The 18,500-nt window shown below is 63.1% G+C and carries 20 protein-coding genes; 14 read left to right on the plus strand and 6 right to left on the minus strand.

Annotation, left to right across the window (positions count from 1 at the left end):
* Positions 1–6: 6 nt before the first annotated feature.
* Entirely contained in the window at positions 7–660 is a 654-nt protein-coding gene (gene ribA / locus KVP70_RS22065; protein ID WP_217944363.1) for a GTP cyclohydrolase II, read from the minus strand.
* A gap of 125 nt (positions 661–785) precedes the next feature.
* Entirely contained in the window at positions 786–1,487 is a 702-nt protein-coding gene (locus KVP70_RS22070; RefSeq protein ID WP_217944365.1) for a pirin family protein, read from the minus strand.
* Positions 1,488–1,629: 142 nt separating this feature from the next.
* Here KVP70_RS22070 and KVP70_RS22075 point away from each other — a divergent pair, with 142 nt between their 5' ends.
* The 7 genes from KVP70_RS22075 (at position 1,630) to KVP70_RS22105 (ending at position 8,093) form a co-directional block, all read left to right on the plus strand.
* A complete protein-coding gene (locus tag KVP70_RS22075) occupies positions 1,630–2,574 on the plus strand; it encodes a LysR substrate-binding domain-containing protein (protein WP_217944367.1) in 945 nt (314 codons plus the stop codon).
* A gap of 69 nt (positions 2,575–2,643) precedes the next feature.
* Positions 2,644–3,642 (plus strand): EAL and HDOD domain-containing protein, encoded by a 999-nt coding sequence (locus KVP70_RS22080; RefSeq protein ID WP_217944369.1) that lies wholly within the window; start codon positions 2,644–2,646, stop codon positions 3,640–3,642.
* Positions 3,635–5,797, plus strand: coding sequence for a putative bifunctional diguanylate cyclase/phosphodiesterase (locus KVP70_RS22085; RefSeq protein WP_217944371.1), 2,163 nt, complete (start codon positions 3,635–3,637; stop codon positions 5,795–5,797). Before KVP70_RS22080 ends, KVP70_RS22085 begins: the two co-directional genes overlap by 8 nt.
* A gap of 78 nt (positions 5,798–5,875) precedes the next feature.
* Positions 5,876–6,571, plus strand: a complete 696-nt coding sequence (locus tag KVP70_RS22090; protein WP_217944372.1) for a glutathione S-transferase N-terminal domain-containing protein — start codon at positions 5,876–5,878, stop codon at positions 6,569–6,571.
* Between the two features lie 101 nt (positions 6,572–6,672).
* Positions 6,673–7,254, plus strand: a complete 582-nt coding sequence (locus tag KVP70_RS22095; protein WP_217944374.1) for a BPSL1445 family SYLF domain-containing lipoprotein — start codon at positions 6,673–6,675, stop codon at positions 7,252–7,254.
* An 84-nt stretch (positions 7,255–7,338) separates the two neighbouring features.
* Positions 7,339–7,704 (plus strand): glutaredoxin, encoded by a 366-nt coding sequence (locus KVP70_RS22100; protein WP_116988067.1) that lies wholly within the window; start codon positions 7,339–7,341, stop codon positions 7,702–7,704.
* Positions 7,704–8,093, plus strand: coding sequence for a PPC domain-containing DNA-binding protein (locus KVP70_RS22105; protein ID WP_217944376.1), 390 nt, complete (start codon positions 7,704–7,706; stop codon positions 8,091–8,093). Before KVP70_RS22100 ends, KVP70_RS22105 begins: the two co-directional genes overlap by 1 nt.
* Here the strand turns inward: KVP70_RS22105 and KVP70_RS22110 are convergent.
* Together KVP70_RS22110 and KVP70_RS22115 are read right to left on the minus strand one after the other, a co-directional pair.
* Positions 8,090–8,395 carry a protealysin inhibitor emfourin gene (locus tag KVP70_RS22110; protein WP_217944378.1) on the minus strand — a complete coding sequence of 102 codons (306 nt, stop codon included), beginning with the start codon at positions 8,393–8,395 and terminating at the stop codon, positions 8,090–8,092. The two genes, KVP70_RS22105 and KVP70_RS22110, sit on opposite strands and share 4 nt — an antisense overlap.
* A gap of 10 nt (positions 8,396–8,405) precedes the next feature.
* Positions 8,406–9,428, minus strand: a complete 1,023-nt coding sequence (locus KVP70_RS22115) for a M4 family metallopeptidase (RefSeq protein ID WP_217944380.1) — start codon at positions 9,426–9,428, stop codon at positions 8,406–8,408.
* A gap of 145 nt (positions 9,429–9,573) precedes the next feature.
* Here KVP70_RS22115 and KVP70_RS22120 point away from each other — a divergent pair, with 145 nt between their 5' ends.
* Positions 9,574–10,497, plus strand: coding sequence for an alpha/beta hydrolase (locus tag KVP70_RS22120; RefSeq protein WP_229225010.1), 924 nt, complete (start codon positions 9,574–9,576; stop codon positions 10,495–10,497).
* Here KVP70_RS22120 and KVP70_RS22125 read toward each other — a convergent pair.
* A complete protein-coding gene (locus tag KVP70_RS22125) occupies positions 10,475–11,287 on the minus strand; it encodes an SDR family NAD(P)-dependent oxidoreductase (protein WP_416053852.1) in 813 nt (270 codons plus the stop codon). The two genes, KVP70_RS22120 and KVP70_RS22125, sit on opposite strands and share 23 nt — an antisense overlap.
* A gap of 90 nt (positions 11,288–11,377) precedes the next feature.
* On the opposite strand from KVP70_RS22125, the gene KVP70_RS22130 reads away from it, so the two are divergent.
* Positions 11,378–11,764 carry a MerR family transcriptional regulator gene (locus tag KVP70_RS22130; RefSeq protein WP_217944382.1) on the plus strand — a complete coding sequence of 129 codons (387 nt, stop codon included), beginning with the start codon at positions 11,378–11,380 and terminating at the stop codon, positions 11,762–11,764.
* Positions 11,765–11,781: 17 nt separating this feature from the next.
* Here KVP70_RS22130 and KVP70_RS22135 read toward each other — a convergent pair whose 3' ends face one another.
* Entirely contained in the window at positions 11,782–12,003 is a 222-nt protein-coding gene (locus tag KVP70_RS22135) for a DUF3820 family protein (RefSeq protein WP_217944385.1), read from the minus strand.
* 214 nt (positions 12,004–12,217) lie between these two features.
* Here KVP70_RS22135 and KVP70_RS22140 point away from each other — a divergent pair, with 214 nt between their 5' ends.
* The 5 genes from KVP70_RS22140 to sppA all read left to right on the plus strand — a co-directional run bounded on the left by KVP70_RS22140 (position 12,218) and on the right by sppA (position 18,494).
* The gene (locus KVP70_RS22140) at positions 12,218–13,429 is read left to right on the plus strand and encodes an MFS transporter (RefSeq protein ID WP_217944387.1); all 1,212 of its coding nucleotides are present in this window, start codon (positions 12,218–12,220) and stop codon (positions 13,427–13,429) included.
* Positions 13,430–13,562: 133 nt separating this feature from the next.
* Positions 13,563–14,156, plus strand: a complete 594-nt coding sequence (locus tag KVP70_RS22145; RefSeq protein WP_217944389.1) for a hypothetical protein — start codon at positions 13,563–13,565, stop codon at positions 14,154–14,156.
* The gene (locus KVP70_RS22150) at positions 14,156–15,004 is read left to right on the plus strand and encodes a gluzincin family metallopeptidase (protein WP_217944391.1); all 849 of its coding nucleotides are present in this window, start codon (positions 14,156–14,158) and stop codon (positions 15,002–15,004) included. The genes KVP70_RS22145 and KVP70_RS22150 overlap by 1 nt, the downstream gene beginning before the upstream one ends.
* 109 nt (positions 15,005–15,113) lie before the next feature.
* Entirely contained in the window at positions 15,114–16,559 is a 1,446-nt protein-coding gene (locus KVP70_RS22155; RefSeq protein WP_217944394.1) for a sodium:solute symporter, read from the plus strand.
* Between the two features lie 51 nt (positions 16,560–16,610).
* The gene (gene sppA / locus KVP70_RS22160) at positions 16,611–18,494 is read left to right on the plus strand and encodes a signal peptide peptidase SppA (protein ID WP_217944396.1); all 1,884 of its coding nucleotides are present in this window, start codon (positions 16,611–16,613) and stop codon (positions 18,492–18,494) included.
* The last annotated feature ends 6 nt before the right edge of the window (positions 18,495–18,500 follow it).

Below are 18,500 nucleotides of genomic sequence, written 5' to 3' on the forward strand. Positions count from 1 at the left end.
TCAACCTTACAGCGCGCCATCCTCCACCGGCGCCGGGGTCAGCGGCGTCATCATGTGGCCCAGCTTGGCTGCCTTGGTGTTCAGGTAGTGCTGGTTAAAGGCGTTGCGGTTGACCAGCAGCGGAACGCGCTCGGCCACCTCGATGCCCAGTTTGGTCATGGCATCGATCTTACGCGGATTATTGGTCATCAGGCGTAAGCTTTTGACACCGAACTGCGCCAGCATCGGCTGCACCAGGCCATAGGTGCGCTGGTCCGGCTTGAAGCCCAGCTGCTCGTTGGCCTGCACCGTGTCGGCGCCGGCTTCCTGCAGCCGGTAGGCGCGGATCTTGTTGATCAGGCCGATGCCGCGGCCTTCCTGGCGCAGGTACAGCAGCACGCCGCGGCCTTCGGCGGCGATCTTTTTGAGCGCGCCTTCGAGCTGGGCGCCGCAGTCGCAGCGCTGCGAGAACAGCACGTCGCCGGTCAGGCACTCGGAATGCACGCGCGCCAGCACCGGCTCGCCGTTGCCGATGTCGCCCAGCACCATCGCCAGGTGTTCCTTGCCGTTGGCCTTTTCGACAAAGGCGTGCAGCGTGAACTGGGCCCAGGGGGTCGGCAGGGCGCAGGAAGTCATGTAATCCAGTTCGTCTGTTGCCGGGGTTGCTGCGCTCTGCGACATAGCTATGCTCTTCAATTGATTGAGATTCAAGGTAAAAAAGGCGCGCCGGGCTGTTCGAACAGACCCGGCGCGCCCTTCATGATACCAAAACTGGCGGAAAGTTTTTTTAGGCCGCCCTCTACCTGTTATGCGGGCAGGTCGAAGACCAACACTTCCGCCGCTTTGGCGTCCTGCAAGGTCACCAGCGTTTCCCCGGTGATTTTCAGCGCATCGCCGCCTTTGAGCGCCGTGCCGTTGACCGTCAGCTCGCCACGGATCACGTGGACATAGGACTGGCGCCCCGCGGCCAGCTCGTGTTTCAGGCTGTCGCCCGCCGTCATGATGGTGGCGTAGATCGCCGCATCCTGGTGGATCAGCACCGAGCCGTCGCGGCCGTCGCTGGAGGCGATCAGGCGCAGCTGGCCCAGCTTGCTCTCCGGCGTGAAGTGCTTTTCCTCGTAGCTCGGCGCTATGCCGGTCTGGTTGGGCTGGACCCAGATTTGCAGGAAATGCACCTGTTCGTTCGGCGAGTGGTTAAACTCGCTGTGACGCACGCCGTTGCCGGCGCTCATGCGCTGGACGTCGCCGTAATGCAGCACCGAACCGGTGCCCATGCTGTCCTTGTGCTCCAGCGCGCCGCTGAGCACGTAGGAGATGATTTCCATGTCGCGGTGGCCGTGGGTGCCGAACCCCTGGCCGCCCTGGACCTGGTCTTCGTTGATGACCAGCAGCGGGCCGAAACCGGTATGTTTCGGATCGTGATAGCTGCCGAACGAGAAGGTGTGGCGCGATTGCAGCCAGCCGTGGTTGGCGACGCCGCGTTCTTCACTTTTACGAATTTGCAACATGGTAGGGCTCCGTTTCTTTTAAGTTAATGTGCGATAATTTTGAAAGCTGTTTTCTGCTCGCTGCATCCATGAATCACAGTATAAACGGGTGCTTGGGATTAAAAAAACGGAAAATTTACCGCTTTACTATCGAAAAAATCGAATGCTCAGACTCAGCCTCGAAGCCCTGCAAATCGTCGACGCCATCGACCGGCGCGGCTCGTTCTCCGCCGCCGGCAAGGAGCTGCACCGCGTGCCCTCGACCATTTCCTACACCGTCGGCAAGCTGGAGGACGACCTCGGCGTGCAGGTGTTCGAGCGCAACGGCCCGCGCGTGGTGCTGACGGCGGCCGGCGTCGAGCTGCTGAAAGAAGGCCGCTACCTGCTGAAAGCCGCGCAGGACCTGGAGCACCGCGTGCGCCGGGTGGCCTCCGGCTGGGAGACCGAGCTGGCGGTCGGCATGGATTCGATGTTCTCGGCCTGCATGTTCCATGACGATATCAAAGCCTTCTACCAAGTCGCCCAGCAGACCCGGCTGCGCATCGTGCAGGAAGCCCTGTCCGGCGCCTGGGAAGCGCTGCTGGACCGCCGCGCCGACCTGCTGGTGGGCGTGGCGGGCGACGGCCCGGCCGGCGGCGGCTACGTCTCCCTGCCGATCGGCAAGATCGGCTTCGTGTTCGCGGTGGCGCCGTCGCACCCGCTGGCGGCGGTGCCGGGCCGGCTGGACCGCGTGCATTTGCAGCAACATCGCGCCGTCAGCGTGGCCGACGGTGCGCGCCAGATGCCGCCGCGCACCGTCGGTCTGCTGCTGGGCCAGGATACCTTGACCGTGCCCGACATGGCCGCCAAGTTCCAGTTCCAGCTGGCCGGCATGGGCTTCGGCTTCCTGCCGGAGCCGTGCGCGCGCGCCGCCATCGCCGCCGGCCTGCTGGTCGAGAAGGAGGTGGAGGAGCCCAAGCCGGCCGAAACCTTCTACCTGGCCTGGCGCAGCGGCGAGCACGGCGCCGCGCTGCAGTGGTGGCTGGACCGCATGAAACAGCCGGGACTGTTCGAGCGGCTGCTCGGGCACTTGCCACACCGTTTGATATTGCCCGGTTCGCCAGCATAATGTTGGCCGACGCCAATAATTTCGGAGTACCATAGCAAGATCACCGACCGCTTTCGCTGGACACCTTCAATGACCGCTACGACTGCCATGCCGCCTGTGTTTTTGCATCCTTTGGCCGACCGCAACGGCGTGCCGACGGCGTTGCTGCTCGATGCCAGTGGCTTGCAGGTCGATACGGTGCCGGCTGGCGTCTTGCAGGAACTGGCCTCCGGCAGCATGAGTTGCTACTACCGCTGCCGCCATGGCGCCGGCCAGGCCGATGCCCAGGCCGTCCATCAAATGCTGGACGAGGCCGGCTGGAAAGCGCTGCCGGCCGACAAAGTCCTGCACAGCGACAGCCCGCTGGCCGCCGAGCTGCCCACCAATGTGGCGTGGATCGAGGGCGACTGGTTTTTGGCGCCGCCGCCCAAGCCGGTCGGCAGCCAGGCCGCCTCGCGCGCGCTGGCGCTCAAGCTGGTGCAGCTGGTCTCGGCCGACGCCGACACCCACGAAATCGAAGCGCTGCTGCGCCAGGACCCGACGCTGTCCTACCACCTGCTGCGGTTGGTCAATTCGCTGGGCATGGGCACCGGCCGCCGCGTCACCAGTTTTTCGCAAGCCATTCTGATCCTGGGCCGCTCGCAGCTGCGCCGCTGGCTCAACCTGATGCTGTTCTCGTCGCGCGAGGCCGACCAGCGCTCGGCCATGCTGCTGGCGCGGGTGTCGGTGCGGGCGCGGGCGATGGAGCTGCTGGCCAAGGCCGCCGGCCACGACAAGCCGCACCAGGAGCAGGCCTTCATGGCCGGCATGTTCTCGCTGCTGGGCGTGTTGTTCGGCATGCCGCTGGCCGAGGTGCTGAAACCGCTGACCATCAGCGAAGCCGTGCAGCAGGCGCTGCTGTCGCGTGAAGGCGAGCTGGGCCAGTTGCTCAGCGTGGTCGAGGCCGCCGAACACGACGATGTCGCGGCGCTGACGCAAGGCTTGCAGGCGCTGCAGATCGACAACGCCGGCTTCAACCAGATCCTGGCCGACGCCTACTTATGGATGCAGGGCGTTTCGGCGGGCAAGGCAGGTGCTCCCCATGCATGACGCGATCGAGCGTTGCCTTGCGCTGAGCCGGCAGGCGCGCAGCGAATCGGGCGAGGCGCTGGCGGCGACGCTGGCCAGGCTCGACGCCGCGCTGGCCGAAGCGGGCCTTGGCGTGCCCGCCAAGGCGGCGCTTCCGGCGGACGCCGAACTGGAACTGGACCTGACCGGCTACCTGACCGGCTGGAACCCCGGCGCCCAGCAGATGTTCGGCTACAGCGCCGCGGAAGCGCTGGGCCAGCACGTGCTGTTCCTGTACGCCGAGGGCGACGACGACGGCAACATCGCCGAGCTGTTCTTCGAGACCGACGGCAACCCCGCCGACGGCGCCCATACCGAGGTGCGTCGACGCAAGAAGAATGGCGAACTGATCTGGGTGAACCTGCACATCCTGCTGCGCCACGACGAAGGCGGCGATCCGGTCGGCATGCTGATCAAGCTCACCAAGGTCAACGAAGCCTTGTCGGAAGAGGACAAGCTCAACCTGCACGCCCGCATCATCGAGGACAGCGACCAGGGCGTGCTGATCACCGACGCCCACGAGCGCATCGTCTCGATCAATTCCTCGTTCACCCGCATCACCGGCTACACGCCGGAGGAATCGATAGGCAAGACGCCCGACCTGCTGCGCTCTGGCGTGCACGACGCCGAGTTCCGCGCCAAGGTGCGCTCGGCCATGCAGGGCCAGGGCCCGTGGCGCGGCGAGATCATCGGCAAGCGCAAGAACGGCGAGCTGTTTCCGCAATCGGTGACCATCAGCGTGGTGCGCGACGAGCAGGGCAAGATCAGCCACACCTTCTCGCTGTTTTCCGACATCAGCGTGCACAAGGACGCCGAGGCGCGCATGCAGCGCATGGCCAACTACGACACGCTGACCGGCCTGCCCAACCTGTGTCTGCTGAACCAGCTGGTCGGCCAGGCGCTGACCGAGACCAAGCGCTCGCAGGAGCACGGCGCGCTGCTGGTGATCGAGATCACCCGCATCGGCGCCATCAGCGACACCTTGGGCCACGACATCGGCAACGGCCTGCTGTGCGAGATCGGCCGCCTGTTCCGGCTGTCGCTGCGCGAGGCCGACGTGCTGGCGCGGCTGGACGGCCACAAGTTCGCGGTCGCGCTGCTGCACGTGGAAAAGCGCGAACACGCGGCCATCGTCGCGCAAAAGCTGCTGGCCGCGCTGGCCGCGCCCATCGTCATCGAGAACCACCGGCTGCAGGTGGGCGCCCACATCGGCATCACCGTCTACACCGAGGACGGCACCGACGTCCCGACACTGATACGCTACGCCGACGTGGCGATGAACAAGGCGGCGCAGAACATCGAATCGGCCTTTTTGTTCTACAGCGAGGAGATGAACCAACGCGCCAAGGAACACCTGCGCATCGAGAGCGAGCTGCGCCAGGCGCTCAGCAACAACGAGCTGATGCTGTACTACCAGCCCAAGGTCAGCCTGCGCAGCGGCCGCATCGTCGGCGCCGAGGCGCTGCTGCGCTGGCGCCATCCGGTGCGCGGGCTGGTGTCGCCGGGCGTGTTCATCCCGGTGGCGGAAGAGACGGGACTGATCCTCGACCTCGGCACCTGGGTGCTGGAGGAAGCCTGCCGCCAGGTGCGCGAGTGGAAGGACGCCAACCTCATCATGCCGCCGATTGCCGTCAACCTGTCGGCGCGCCAGTTCGACAACCAGCTGCCCAAGCGCATCGCGGCGGTGCTGGAACGGCACGGCGTGCAGCCCGACCAGATCAACCTGGAAATCACCGAGAGCCTGCTGGTGCGCGGCACCGACAACGTGATCGCCATCATGAACGAGCTGGTGGCGATGGGCATGGCGCTGGCGCTGGACGACTTCGGCACCGGCTATTCCAGCCTGGCCTATCTGAAGAAATTCCCGATCAGCACCCTGAAGATCGACCGCTCCTTTGTCATCGGCCTGCCGTATGAAGAAAACGATTGCGCCATCGCGCGCGCCATCGTCACCATGGGGCAGCAGCTGCGCCAGGAGATCGTGGCCGAGGGCGTCGAGACGGCCGAGCAGATGAGCTTCCTGCGCGAGCTGGGCTGCGACCAGCTGCAAGGCTATCTGTTCAGCCAGCCGATCCCGGCGGCCGACTTCGCCGGCATGCTGCGCGAAGGCAAGCGCCTGGCCTTCGGCGGGCGTTGACGTGCGGCCCGATTGGCCTCCTGAAAAATCCCGCGATTGGCATGCCGCCGGCGGGTCGTCCCGGTGCACAATAAAAACATGATAGATCTCTACTACGCCGCCACCCCCAACGGCTTGAAAATGACCATGTACATGGAAGAGTCCGGTCTCGACTACCGCTTGATCCGTGTGAACATCGGCAAGGGTGAACAGTTTGCGCCGGAGTACCTGCGCATCTCGCCGAACAACAAGATCCCGGCGCTGGTGGACCACGCGCCGGCCGACGGCGGCCCGCCGCTGAGCATGTTCGAGTCCGGCGCCATGCTGCAGTACCTGGCCGACAAGAGCGGCTTCGGCCTGCCGCGCGATCCGCGCGCGCGGCTGGAGGCGCTGCAATGGCTGACCTGGCAGGTGGCCGGGCTGGGGCCGATGGCGGGACAGATCGGCCACTTCAACATCTACGCGCCGGAGACCGTGCCTTACGCCATCGACCGCTACACGCGCGAGACCAGCCGCCTGTACGGCGTGCTGGACAAGCAGCTGCAAGGGCGCGACTTCATCGCCGGCGAATTCTCGATCGCCGACATCGCCTGCTATCCGTGGATCGTGCCGCACGAGGGACACGGACAGAAGCTGGCCGATTTCCCCGACCTGCAACGCTGGTTCGAAGCGATGCGCGCGCGGCCGGCCACCGTCAAGGCCTACGTCGGCGTGGAGAACGTCTACGCCCGCAAGGAGCGCAATATCTCGGCCGAAGAGCGCGCCATCCTGTTTGGGCAGGCACGGCCCGTTTGATACGGATGGGACAAAGCATGAAATCCCGGAAGATGACAGAATAGGGACGGCCATGGTTATTATGGCAACCCACAGCTCATACATTTCTTTCGGAGACTTCCATGCAAAAACGTACTTTCCTGGTCCGTAGCACCGCAGCGCTGATGTTCGCCGGCCTGGCGCTGGGCGGTTGCACCACCACCACCTCGGCCGGCAAGGCCGATTCGTCTGCCGTGCGCACCGAGATCGAGCAGGGTTCCTACGCGACGCTGGAGCGCCTGTATTCGGAAGTGAAGGGTTCGCGCGAACTGGTGCGCAAATCGGCCGGCGTGCTGGTGTTCCCGCGCGTGCTGGCGGCCGGCCTGGTGGTGGGCGGCGAATATGGCAAGGGCGTGCTGCGCACCGGCGGCCAGTCGGTTGACTACTACAGCGTGGCCTCGGTGTCGGTCGGCTTCCAGGCCGGCGCGCAATCGAAGGCCGTGGTGCTGCTGTTCATGACCCGTGAAGCGCTGGATAAATTCCGCAACAGCAAAGGCTGGACGGCCGGCGTCGACGGTTCGGTGGCGCTGCTGAAAATCGGCGCCAACGGCGAGCTCGACACCACCACCGCCAACAATCCGGTGCAGGCGCTGGTGCTGACCAACGCCGGCCTGATGGCCAACCTCAACCTCGAAGGCACCAAGATCACCAAGCTGGCGCTCTGATCCTTGGGCCCGGCGCGGAAAAGGCTATGCCGCCGCGCCGGTTTGCGGCTACTCTTACTCATCTATCATTCATGAGGAATACCGATGAGCCGTAACATCCTGGACGAAGCCCACATCCACCCGGCCGTGCGCGAGCGCGTGGGCGGCTATCACCGCGACCTGGTGGCCGAAGTACAGGCCGCCGTGGCGGCCAATGCCGTGGTGGTGGTCGGCATGGGCTTGAATCCTTTCCCGCGCAAGGCCCGTAAAATCCTCGACGGCCTCGGCACTCCCTACCAATACCTGAGCTATGGCAGCTACCTGTCCGAATGGCGTCCACGCACGGCGCTGAAGATGTGGACCGGCTGGCCGAGCTTCCCGATGATCTTTGTGAAAGGCACGCTGATCGGCGGCGCCGACGATCTGCAAAAGCTGGTCGAGCAGGGCGAATTCGCGCGCATGGTGGCCTGATGCAAACGCTGGCGCTGCGGCTGGCTCCCGGCGACGATCTGCGCGCCTCGGTGGTGGCGGCGCTGGTCGCCAGCGGCCACCAGGCGGGCTTCGTGTTGCAGGGCATTGGCAGCCTGAACCTGGCGCAGTTGCGTTACGCCGGCGCGCCGCAGCCGGACGAATTGCGCGGCGACCTGGAGATCCTGAGCTTGGCCGGATCGATCTCGGCCGACGGCGCGCATCTGCATATGTCGGTGTCGGACGCGCAGGGGCGGGTGCTGGGCGGCCACGTGTGTGCGGGCTGCATCGTGCGCACCACGGCGGAACTGCTGCTGGCGCTGCTGCCCGGCCGGCGCTTCACGCGCGAGCTGGATGCGCGCACCGGTTATCCGGAATTAAAGATCGGCTAGTCGGGCTCGACTTCCGAGAGCTTGTCGGTGAGTTCCTTCAGCGGCGGCGGCACGGCGTCCAGGTGATAGCGGATGCAGTGCGCCTGCGGGCCCTGGTCCACCTTGAGGTCGTACAAAAAATCCGACGAGCGCGGTGCTGGCTTGAGCAGCTTGTCCGGCAGCGCGAAAAAGTCGGAGGCCGCCAACAGGTGCTCCAGCTCATGCGCCTGGTGCGGCGGCAGCAGCGACAGGTCGACGGTGCGCGTCTGCGCGCCGGCCGGGCCGGTAAATCCTCCGGTGCATCGCAACGATAAACGTGTCATACGATTTCCCCTAAACGACGCCGACCACTTTCCATGCCGCCCGCACCGCGTGCTGCTCGGCCGAATCGACGCCATACAGCAGCGTGGCCGCCTGCGTGGTGGCTTTGGCCATGTCGGCAAAGGTGGCGTTCGATGTCAGCAGGCCGAGCGCCTTGTACCAGACCGGTCCGGCCTTGTCCCACGAGTTGCCCTTGAGCGCGATGGCGGCCGCGTAAAAAGCATGGTTGGGTATGCCGGAATTGATGTGCACATCACCGCCCTCCACATATCCTGCCATGGTTTTCGGTTGATCGTCGCCCGACCAGGTGAGTTCCTTGTTGCCGGGATCGGCCATCGAACGCAGCGCCTTGCCGACGCTGGGCGCCAGGATGCCGGCGCCGATCAGCCAGTCGGCCTGATCGACGCTCTGCTTGAGCTTCCATTGCTTGACGATGCTGCCGAACACGTCCGAGATCGATTCGTTCAGTGCGCCGCTCTGGTTTTCGTAGACCAGGCCGCCTGGCACGGCGTGCTGGGTCACGCCGTGGGTCAGTTCGTGCGCGATGACGTCGAGCGCGCCGGTGAAGCCCAGGAACAGTTTGCCGTCACCATCGCCGTAGACCATTTGCTGGCCGTTCCAGAAGGCGTTGTTGAACTTGTTCAGGTAGTGGACGGTGGAATCGATGCGCAGACCCTTGTTGTCGATCGAATTGCGCTTGAGCACTTCGCGATAGAAATCGTAGGTGGTGCCGGCGCCGTCGTAGGCCTGGTTGACGGAGGCGTCGGCCACCGCCACGCCGCCTTCGCTGCGCGCCAGCTTGCCGGGCAGGGTGGCTTTGTGTTTGGCGTCGAAGATGGTGCGGCGTTTTTCGCCGACCGAGGCGATGCCGGCCACGACCGGCGTGACCGAACGCTGGCCCCGCACGTAGGCCGAGGATTCACACTGGTCCAGCAGCAGGTGGCGGTCGGCCGGCGTGGTGGCGGCATCGGCCAGCTTGCGCAGCATACTGGACGGGATGATGAAGCAAGTGCAGCTGTGCGGCTCGGTCGCCATGACGTTCTCCTTCGGAATTGCAATAGTGCCTTCTTTATACACTTGTTTGCTGGGTCGGGACGTCACGATTGCCCGCCAAGACATGCGGCTTATCTGTTATCTTGTTGTCATTCTAAAATATTAATGCGTAGCCCGGAGTTCCTGCATGCCCAAATTCAGCATCATCTCGTTTGTGTTGGTTCTATTGATTGGCAACGTTCCTGCACAAGCGGAGACTTGGCAACCATCGTCGGGTCGGGAGCAGGTGCCGATCTGGCCCGGCGCGGTACCTGATGCGATATCCGCGCCGAAGGCGGAGTCGGTCGCGCCGCGCGACGGGCACGGCGGCTGGCTCCAGGTCAGCGATGTCAGCCAGCCAACCATGACGGTGTACCCGCCCAAGGGCCGGAACACCGAGGCGGCGGTCGTGGTCTTTCCCGGTGGCGGATTCAAGGTGCTGGCCATGGACTTGGAAGGCACTGAAATCTGCGATTGGCTGACCTCGCGCGGCATCGCCTGCGTGCTGCTCAAGTACCGCGTCCCCAACGGGAATCATCACTGGGACGAGCAGTGTCAATGCCACATCACGCCCAAGGTTCCGCGCGCGTTGCAGGACGCGCAAAGGACGATCCGGCTGGTCCGATCCAAGGCCCAGGAACTGCACATCAATCCCGGTAAAATCGGCGTGATCGGCTTCTCGGCGGGCGGCTATCTGGTGGCGCAGACCAGCAACATGGTCGCGCCGACATACCAGTCCGTCGATGCGATCGACAAGCTCAGCAGCCGCCCCGACTTTGCCATTGCGCTGTATCCAGGCCATCTGTGTCGCGCCGGCGGCAAGTTCGACCCCGGCATCCGCGTCACCAGCCAGGCGCCGCCAACGTTTCTGTTGCAAGCCTGGGACGACCCTGTCGACCCGATCTGTAACAGCATCCTCTACGCGCGGGCGCTGGACCAGGCCGGCGTACCGGCGGAGCTCCATCTGTTTGCCAAGGGCGGGCACGCCTTCGGCCTCAGGGACAAGGAACATCCGGTTTCGTCGTGGCCGTCGCTGGTTGAAAACTGGCTCAAGGATATCGGGATGCTGTAGAACGGGGCCGCAGCATGTTGGCGACGATCTGTAATATTGTTTGCCTCGGTAGCATTCGAGGCAACCATCCAAGCATCCGATTTGCTCCGCCGGGAACGATGTGGCTGCGGCCGTGATCCAACGCCTGCAAGCTGGCGTCGACCACCGTATCGGCGGACATGCGCGTGCCGACTCCGGCCTCCGCAGCGCCGACCACATCAAAGAAAGCGGTATCGGTGGCGCCCGGACACACGGCCAGCACGCGCACGCCGCGGGTGCGATATTCCTGCCACAAGGCTTCCGAAAACGAGAGCACGAAAGCCTTGGTGGCGCCGTAGATGGCCATGTAGGGCAGGGGCTGCAAGGCGGCGGTCGACGCCACGTTGATGATTGCGCCTTCTCCCTGTTGCAACATGGCGGGCAATACCGCGTGGCTGAGCTCGACTACGGCCCGGCAATTGAGCGCTATCTCGTCAAGCTGCCGTTCCAGCGACAGCGCTTCGAAATGGCCGTGCGTCGCAAAGCCGGCGTTGTTGATCAGGATGTCAGGCCTTAGCCCCAGCGCGCTTGCCCTTGCATGGACGCCGGTGGCGGCGCCAGCCTCGGTCAGGTCGGCAGCCAGAGCGTGGGCCCGGATGCCGTGGCGCTGCGCCAGTTCCCGCGCCAGGACGTTGAGCTTGTCCTCCGACCGCGCGACAAGGAGCAAGTTCGCGCCGCGTGCCGCCAGCGTGTGGGCGTATGCCAGGCCGATTCCGGATGAGGCGCCTGTTACCATGATGGTGGTGTTGCGATAGTTGAGTGGTCGCATGATGAAATGATTTGTTGAGAGAGCATTGACTGTAAAGCGTGGACCAAGGTCCACGGTCAATCACTGTTTTCAACGATAAGAAGGGAAATGCTAATGCGCATTGGTGAAATTGCATCCAGGTCCGGCGTGTCGCGCGACACGGTCCGATTCTATGAACGCATGGGCTTGCTCAGCGAGGCCGCCCAGCCGCATCTGAGCAACAACTACAAGGAGTATTCGGCGCTGGCATTGCGGCGCATCGAGCTCATTACGCACGCCAAGGCGCTCGGCTTTACGCTGAAGGAGATCGCCGGCGTGATCGGCGCCTGGGAGCAGGAAGCGCTGGCGCCAAGCAAAAAACGCCTGCTGATACGCGAAAAAATTCGTGAAGTGGAGAGCAAGGCGCACTCGCTGTCGGTGCTACGCCTTGCGCTGTCAGAAGCGTTGGATAAAGTGGAAAGCGGTTGCAGCGACGAGGACCCGGTGCGGCAGGCGGGGTGACCTGACAGACCGGCCGCTCAGCGCGACCGCCCCCGGCGCAGTGGATCGAGCAGGCTGCGCAGGTCGTTGTGGTCGAGCTCGTACATCAGCGCGATCAGGCCGCCCAGTTCGCCGGAGGGGAAGCCCTCGCGCGCGAACCAGCCCAGGTAGTGGCCGGGCAGGTCGGCGATGACGCGGCCTTTGTATTTACCGTAGGGCATTTCACGCGTCAGCAGCAGGGCAAGTTTCTCGGAATTCATCGTGGCGCCATAGTACAACCGGTTGCTATTCTACCTATCTTAACTCCGAGCGAAGATGGCTGTCAGGTCAAAATGACCGCCGATGGTGCGGAGCCGACCAGGGTGGAATAATGATTGTTGCTGTTACTTCAAATATCTTTGCCAGTTTGGAGTCTTTTTCTCATCAAAGAAAATCCTGATACTGCATGACATCAACTTTTCAGGAGTGAATGTCATGCCTATTGCCTTGCTGGCGCTGACCATCAGCGCTTTTGCCATCGGGACCACCGAATTTGTCATCGTCGGCCTGTTGCCGACCATCGCCGCCGATCTGGGAGTGAACCTGCCCTCGGCCGGCCTGCTGGTCAGCCTGTACGCGCTGGGCGTGGCCGTCGGCGCGCCGGTGCTGACCGCGCTGACCGGCAAGGTGCCGCGCAAGGCGCTGCTGGTGTCGCTGATGGTCCTGTTCACCCTCGGCAATCTGCTGGCGTGGAAAGCGCCCAGCTACGAATCATTGGTGATCGCCCGCATCCTGACCGGCTTGGCGCACGGCGTGTTCTTCTCGATCGGTTCGACCATCGCCACCTCGCTGGTGCCCAAGGAGAAGGCCGCCAGCGCGATCGCCATCATGTTCACCGGCCTGACCGTGGCGCTGGTGACCGGCGTGCCGCTGGGCACCTTCATCGGCCAGCACTTCGGCTGGCGCGAGACTTTCCTCGCCGTGTCCGCGCTGGGCGTGCTGGCCTTTGTCGGCAGCCTGCTGTTCGTGCCGTCCACCATCAAGCACAGCAAGCCGGCCTCGCTGCTGCAACAGGTCAAGGTGCTGGGTGAACCGCGCCTGCTGCTGGTGTATGCGATCACCGCGCTGGGCTACGGCGGCTCGTTCACCGCCTTCACCTACCTGGCACCGATCCTGCAAGACGTCACCGGTTTCAGCGCCAACACGGTGGGCCTGGTGATGCTGGTGTACGGCGTGTCTGTCGCCGTGGGCAATATCTGGGGCGGCAAGCTGGCCGACAAGCGCGGCCCGATCGGCGCGTTGAAGATCATCTTCCTCGGCCTGGCCGCCGTGCTGTTCGTGCTGAGCTTTGCCGCGCCGTACAAATGGCTGGTGCTGGCGACCGTGCTGGCGTGGGGCGCCGTGGCCTTCGGTAATGTCGCCGGCTTGCAGGTGTATGTGGTGCAGCAGGCCGAGCACTTCACGCCGCGCGCCGTTGACGTGGCCTCGGGCCTGAACATCGCCGCCTTCAACGTCGGCATCGCCGGCGGCGCCTGGGGCGGCGGTTTGATCGTCGATCACTTCGGCCTGGTGCATACCGGTTGGGTAGGCGGCCTGGTGGTATTGGGTGCGCTGGGCCTTACCGTGCTGAGCGGCCGCCTGGACCGCCTGAATCCGCGTCCCGCCAGCGTCGGCGGCGAGAAATCGCTGCATGCGGTAACCCATTGAAGGTGTTGCACTTGGTTCTTGAGAATGCCGATTCTAGAGTTTGGCGGAGTCTCATTAAAATCCGCCTAGATAGAATTGGAGAGATTATGAGAAATTCCGCCGTGTTAATCTTCGAGGCTGTTAAAGGAAACTCATGAATATTCGTACGGTAAATTTTTCAACGCTGGCATTGGTTTTCTCCTTGACGCACTCTCAGTTTGCTTATGCCGATAACCCGCCACTTGCAGTGCAAAGCATCTCTGCTGCTGGGGAGGAGGCGGTTCGCTTCGCCCAGTACTTCGCGATGCATCCGGAAAAAATCTCGATGGATAGTTTTAAGCGGGTTATCTCTCACTTTGATTTGGCAGAGTGTTTTGATTCGGAATCAAATCGGCGTTGCACTTATAGAAGGCCCAAAGCAAATGCGACCGAGACGCTGAGTTTGATTACCTTGGTAACCAAGAAAGATGGCTCTTCGCTCGGTGGCATACTGATCTGGGAGCTATCAACCGAGCATTTCTGTATCAACGATCGCGATGTGAAAAGAATTTTGAAAACCGCGCCTGACTCTCCCGGTTTGCCGACCACCACGTACGCTGGACCAAGTAGTCCCGCCGCTCCACCGCCAGTGTCGAAGCGTTTAATTTACCCGATTGATAACGCCGACGTTACTACTGAATCGGGAGATTGTGTAACGCGCATTGAAGTCAACGCTGTGCTCTCCTCAACCTTAGCTAAGGACAACTAATGGCCCATACGTCGATCAGCTTTCCGATTGAAACCACGCTGAGGAACATTCAAACCCCGACTATAACGCCGGTCATTAATAATTATTTCAATAATGGCGGTAAGATTGTCATGATGGAGTCTTCGGTTGCGCAGTACACCAGTGGTGGGCATCTGAATAACAACGGGCTTGAAAAAAATGGGACTATCGTCATCGGAACTTTTGCCATAGACGCTTACGCAAAGACAATGAATATTTCTCCGTTGTGGGCCGCACGTGATTTGACGGTGCATGAGTTAGGACATGCTTACTACCAGCAGCGAGATTACATCACTAATCCTGGCGATAACGCACCTATCGCGGCAAAAGTAGAGTGGTGCATGACCAGGGAGGCCGAAGCCACATTTTTCTCATTCACCGTGGCCGTCGAGAACCATGCGCAAGGTGGAAATCTTCGGGTGCCAGGTACCGACTCGCAGCCTGATCTCTACAGTGCGATGCTGTCGGCAATCGGTGGCATCGATCCGAGGTCCAGTCAGTATGAAATTCAGGGAATCGCGTTTGCGAAAAATATATTCAAGAACGATACGAAGTATGTCAGTTATTGTAGTAACCCAGACAACTGGAAGCGACCTTCCTATCTGCCTCCCGAGGATTTTGTCGACGATGGTGGCCACGGAGGTGGCTTTGGTGGAGCATGGAATGCGCTTGGTGTTTATGTCCCAGAACGAATACCTGGAGGATACTGGCAGACACCGCCGCCGTTGCCGAGCGATGCAACCGGCCCGCATACGGAGGTTACGCCACTGGATATAGCGTTAGTGGGAATTGCGTCAACTTCTGGTTATAAGTTGGACGTCATGGTTTAACCGCAAGCGACGCGGGCAGAGAACCATTAACGAGAACAGCAGAGAACTGCCGCGCAGCCAGCACGGCCGGTGTATATTGGCGGCGAATTGAATCATTGGATCGCCTCTCATGTCTGCTGTTTCCCTGTTCTGCCTCGTGTTCGCTTATTTCGCCTTGCTGCTGGCCGTGGCCTGGCGCACCTCCCGCAACGCCACCAACGACAGCTTCTTCATCGGTGACAAGCGCAGCAACTGGATGCTGGTTGCGTTCGGCATGGTCGGCACCACGCTGAGCGGGGTCACCTTCATCAGCGTGCCCGGCGCCGTCGGCCGCGACGGCTTCGGCTACCTGCAAGTGATACTCGGCTATGTGCTGGGCTACATCGCCGTCGCCTGCATCCTGTTGCCGCTGTACTACCGCCTCAAGCTGACCTCGATCTACAGCTATCTCGACCAGCGGCTGGGCCCGCGCTCCTGCCAGAGCGGCGCCGCCTTCTTCATCCTGTCGCGCACCTTGAGCGCGTCGGCGCGGCTTTACCTGGTGGTCAACATCCTGCAAGCGACCATCCTCGACAGCCTGGGCGTGCCGTTCTGGCTGACCACGCTGGTGATCCTGGCCATGATCCTGCTATACACCTACGAAGGCGGCGTCCAGACCATCGTCTGGACCGACACGCTGCAAACCTCCGGCATGCTGCTGGGCCTGGTGATCTGCGCCGGATGGCTGCTGGCCCAGCTGGACCTGAGCCTGCCCGCCAGCCTGGCGGCGATGGAGGCGCGCGGCCTGACCCATGTCGTCACCAGCTCGGTCGACAGCCCCGCGTATTTCTGGAAGCAGGTGCTGGCCGGCTTCTTCATCGTGCTGGCGATGACCGGCATGGACCAGGAGATCATGCAGAAAAACATCTCGGTGCAGACGCTGCGCGATTCGCAAAAGAACATGCTGCTGCTGACCGTGATCTTGACCGGCGTGCTGCTGCTGTTCATGTTCCTCGGCGGCCTGCTGTCCCTGTACGCGCCCACGGTGGGCCTGGCCGCGACCGGCGACAAGCTGTTCCCGGCCGTGGTGATGCAGCACATGCCGGCCGCCGTGCAGCTGATCTTTTTCATCGGCCTGGTGTCCGCGCTATTCCCCAGCGCGGACGGCGCCATGACCGCGCTGACCGCGACCTTCTGCATCGACATCCTCGGCATCCAGCGCCGCGCCGACCTGCCGGACGCGGCCAAGGTGCGCCTGCGCCACCGCGTCCACCTGGGCTTCTGCGCGCTGTTCCTGCTGCTGGTGCTGCTGTTCAAATGGGTGGATAACGCCAGCATGATCGGCCTTGTATTGAAGCTGACCGGCTATACCTATGGCCCATTACTCGGCCTGTTCGCCTTCGGCATCCTGACCCGCCGCAGCGTGCGCGACCGCTGGGTGCCGCTGGCGGCGCTGGCCGGCCCGGCCCTGTGCTATGTCATTGATTACAATCAAAAATTGCTGTTCGGAAGCTATCGCCTGGGCCTGGAGTTGCTTATCATGAACGGCTTGCTGGTGTTCACCGGGCTGCTGCTGATTTCCAAACCGAGACAGTAACGATGGCATGCAGTATCATCCTTGCAAATTACGCAATCACTTGGAGTACAAATGAGCAGATCCCCGTTTTCCTACATACGCAGCGGCTTCGCCTTTTGCTGGCGCGCGCTGGACACCGGCCGTCGCGCACTGCTGAACCTGCTGTTCCTGCTGGTGCTGATTATTCTGCTGTATGCCATCTTCGGCGGCGGCGCCAAGCCGCTGTCGCCCAAGACCACGCTGGTGCTGAACCTGAAGGGCCAGCTGGTCGAACAGTCCAACACCAACGCGCGCGACGCGCTGCTGACCAGCGTGCGCGGCGGCGAGACCCACAAGATGATGCAGCTGCGCGATGTGCTGTCCGTGCTGGAGACGGCCGCCAAGGACCCTGAGATCACCGGCGCCGTGCTGCTGACCGACGAGATGGAAGGCGGCGGCCAGGCCATGCTGCGCGAAGTGGCGGCCGGCATCGACCGCTTCAAGGCCTCCGGCAAGCCGGTGGTGGCCTGGGGCTCCAGCTACGACCAGCGCCAATACCTGCTGGCCGCACACGCCAGCGAGGTGTATCTGCACCCGATGGGCATGGTGCTACTGGAAGGCTTTGGCCGCTATCGCAACTACTACCGCGATGCGCTCGACAAGCTGGGCGTGACGGTCAACCTGCTGCGCGTGGGCACCTACAAGAGCTTCGGCGAACCCTATATCGCCAACGGCCCGTCGCCTGCGGCGGTCGAGGCGGAGTCCTACCTGAACAACGCGCTGTGGGCTTCCTACACCGGCGACATCGAGAAGGCGCGCAAGCTGCCGCAAGGCCAGGTCATGAAGACCATCAACGACCTGCCGTCGCAAGTGGCCGCCGTCAATGGCGACCTGGCCAAGGTGACCCTGTCGGCCAAGTGGGTCGACGGCCTGAAGACCAAGGACGAAGTGCGCGACATGATGATCAAGCGCGGCGCCCGCGACACCGAAGGCAAGAGCTTCCGCCAGATCAATTTTGAAGACTACCTGGCCCGCGTGCACACCAAGTTCACCGGCGACGCCATCGGCGTGATCGTGGCGCAGGGCGAGATCAGCGACGGCACCGCCGGTCCGGGCGCCATCGGCGGCGATTCCACCTCCAAGCTGATACGCGCCGCGCGCGAGGACGACCATATCAAGGCCGTGGTGCTGCGCGTCGATTCGCCTGGCGGCAGCGCCTTCGCTTCGGAGCTGATCCGCCGCGAGCTGGAACTGACCCGCGCCGCCGGCAAGCCGGTGGTGGTCTCGATGGGCAACGTCGCCGCATCCGGCGGCTACTGGATCTCGATGTCGTCGGATGAGGTGATCGCCGATCCGAACACCATCACCGGTTCGATCGGCGTGTTCGCCATCCTGCCGACCGCCGACAAGGTGATCGACAAGCTGGGCATCCACACCGCCGGCCAGCCGACCACCTGGCTGGGCGACGCCGGCAATCCACTGCGTCCGCTGGACCCGCGTTTCGGCCAAGTGATCCAGGGCAGCATCAACCACATCTACGCCGAGTTCACCGGCCGCGCCGCCAAGGCCCGCAAGACCACGCCGGAGAAGATCGACGCCGTGGCGCAGGGCCGCGTATGGACCGGCGCGCAAGCCAAGGAGCGCGGCCTGGTCGACACGCTGGGCAGCTACAACGACGCGCTCAAGTCGGCCGCCAAGCGCGCCAAGCTGACCGACTATCGTGTGGTGTATATCGAACGTGAAGCCAGCAAGTTCGACCGCATCATCGACATGGTCGGCGGTTCGGCGGCGCAGGCGGTGGCGCAATCGGTGACGCAAACCCTCGGCGCACAGCTCAAGCTGGGCGTGACCGCCAGCACCGGCTTGCCGCCCAACGCGGCGGCCGGCATCGTCAACGACCTGGGTTGGCTGTCGGAGATCACGGCGGCGCACAAGCCGTTCACCGCGATCACCCACTGCCTTTGCGAATCGCCTTAACGTGAG

It is taken from the genome of Duganella violaceipulchra, from assembly GCF_019166075.1.
Classification (GTDB): Bacteria; Pseudomonadota; Gammaproteobacteria; order Burkholderiales; family Burkholderiaceae_D; genus Rugamonas; species Rugamonas violaceipulchra.

Coding starts and splice junctions, on each gene's coding strand:
- ribA (WP_217944363.1), bottom strand. CDS start 660: ATGTCGCAGAGCGCAGCAACCCCGGCAACAGACGAACTGGATTACATG.
- KVP70_RS22070 (WP_217944365.1), bottom strand. CDS start 1,487: ATGTTGCAAATTCGTAAAAGTGAAGAACGCGGCGTCGCCAACCACGGC.
- KVP70_RS22075 (WP_217944367.1), top strand. CDS start 1,630: ATGCTCAGACTCAGCCTCGAAGCCCTGCAAATCGTCGACGCCATCGAC.
- KVP70_RS22080 (WP_217944369.1), top strand. CDS start 2,644: ATGACCGCTACGACTGCCATGCCGCCTGTGTTTTTGCATCCTTTGGCC.
- KVP70_RS22085 (WP_217944371.1), top strand. CDS start 3,635: ATGCATGACGCGATCGAGCGTTGCCTTGCGCTGAGCCGGCAGGCGCGC.
- KVP70_RS22090 (WP_217944372.1), top strand. CDS start 5,876: ATGATAGATCTCTACTACGCCGCCACCCCCAACGGCTTGAAAATGACC.
- KVP70_RS22095 (WP_217944374.1), top strand. CDS start 6,673: ATGCAAAAACGTACTTTCCTGGTCCGTAGCACCGCAGCGCTGATGTTC.
- KVP70_RS22100 (WP_116988067.1), top strand. CDS start 7,339: ATGAGCCGTAACATCCTGGACGAAGCCCACATCCACCCGGCCGTGCGC.
- KVP70_RS22105 (WP_217944376.1), top strand. CDS start 7,704: ATGCAAACGCTGGCGCTGCGGCTGGCTCCCGGCGACGATCTGCGCGCC.
- KVP70_RS22110 (WP_217944378.1), bottom strand. CDS start 8,395: ATGACACGTTTATCGTTGCGATGCACCGGAGGATTTACCGGCCCGGCC.
- KVP70_RS22115 (WP_217944380.1), bottom strand. CDS start 9,428: ATGGCGACCGAGCCGCACAGCTGCACTTGCTTCATCATCCCGTCCAGT.
- KVP70_RS22120 (WP_229225010.1), top strand. CDS start 9,574: ATGCCCAAATTCAGCATCATCTCGTTTGTGTTGGTTCTATTGATTGGC.
- KVP70_RS22130 (WP_217944382.1), top strand. CDS start 11,378: ATGCGCATTGGTGAAATTGCATCCAGGTCCGGCGTGTCGCGCGACACG.
- KVP70_RS22135 (WP_217944385.1), bottom strand. CDS start 12,003: ATGAATTCCGAGAAACTTGCCCTGCTGCTGACGCGTGAAATGCCCTAC.
- KVP70_RS22140 (WP_217944387.1), top strand. CDS start 12,218: ATGCCTATTGCCTTGCTGGCGCTGACCATCAGCGCTTTTGCCATCGGG.
- KVP70_RS22145 (WP_217944389.1), top strand. CDS start 13,563: ATGAATATTCGTACGGTAAATTTTTCAACGCTGGCATTGGTTTTCTCC.
- KVP70_RS22150 (WP_217944391.1), top strand. CDS start 14,156: ATGGCCCATACGTCGATCAGCTTTCCGATTGAAACCACGCTGAGGAAC.
- KVP70_RS22155 (WP_217944394.1), top strand. CDS start 15,114: ATGTCTGCTGTTTCCCTGTTCTGCCTCGTGTTCGCTTATTTCGCCTTG.
- sppA (WP_217944396.1), top strand. CDS start 16,611: ATGAGCAGATCCCCGTTTTCCTACATACGCAGCGGCTTCGCCTTTTGC.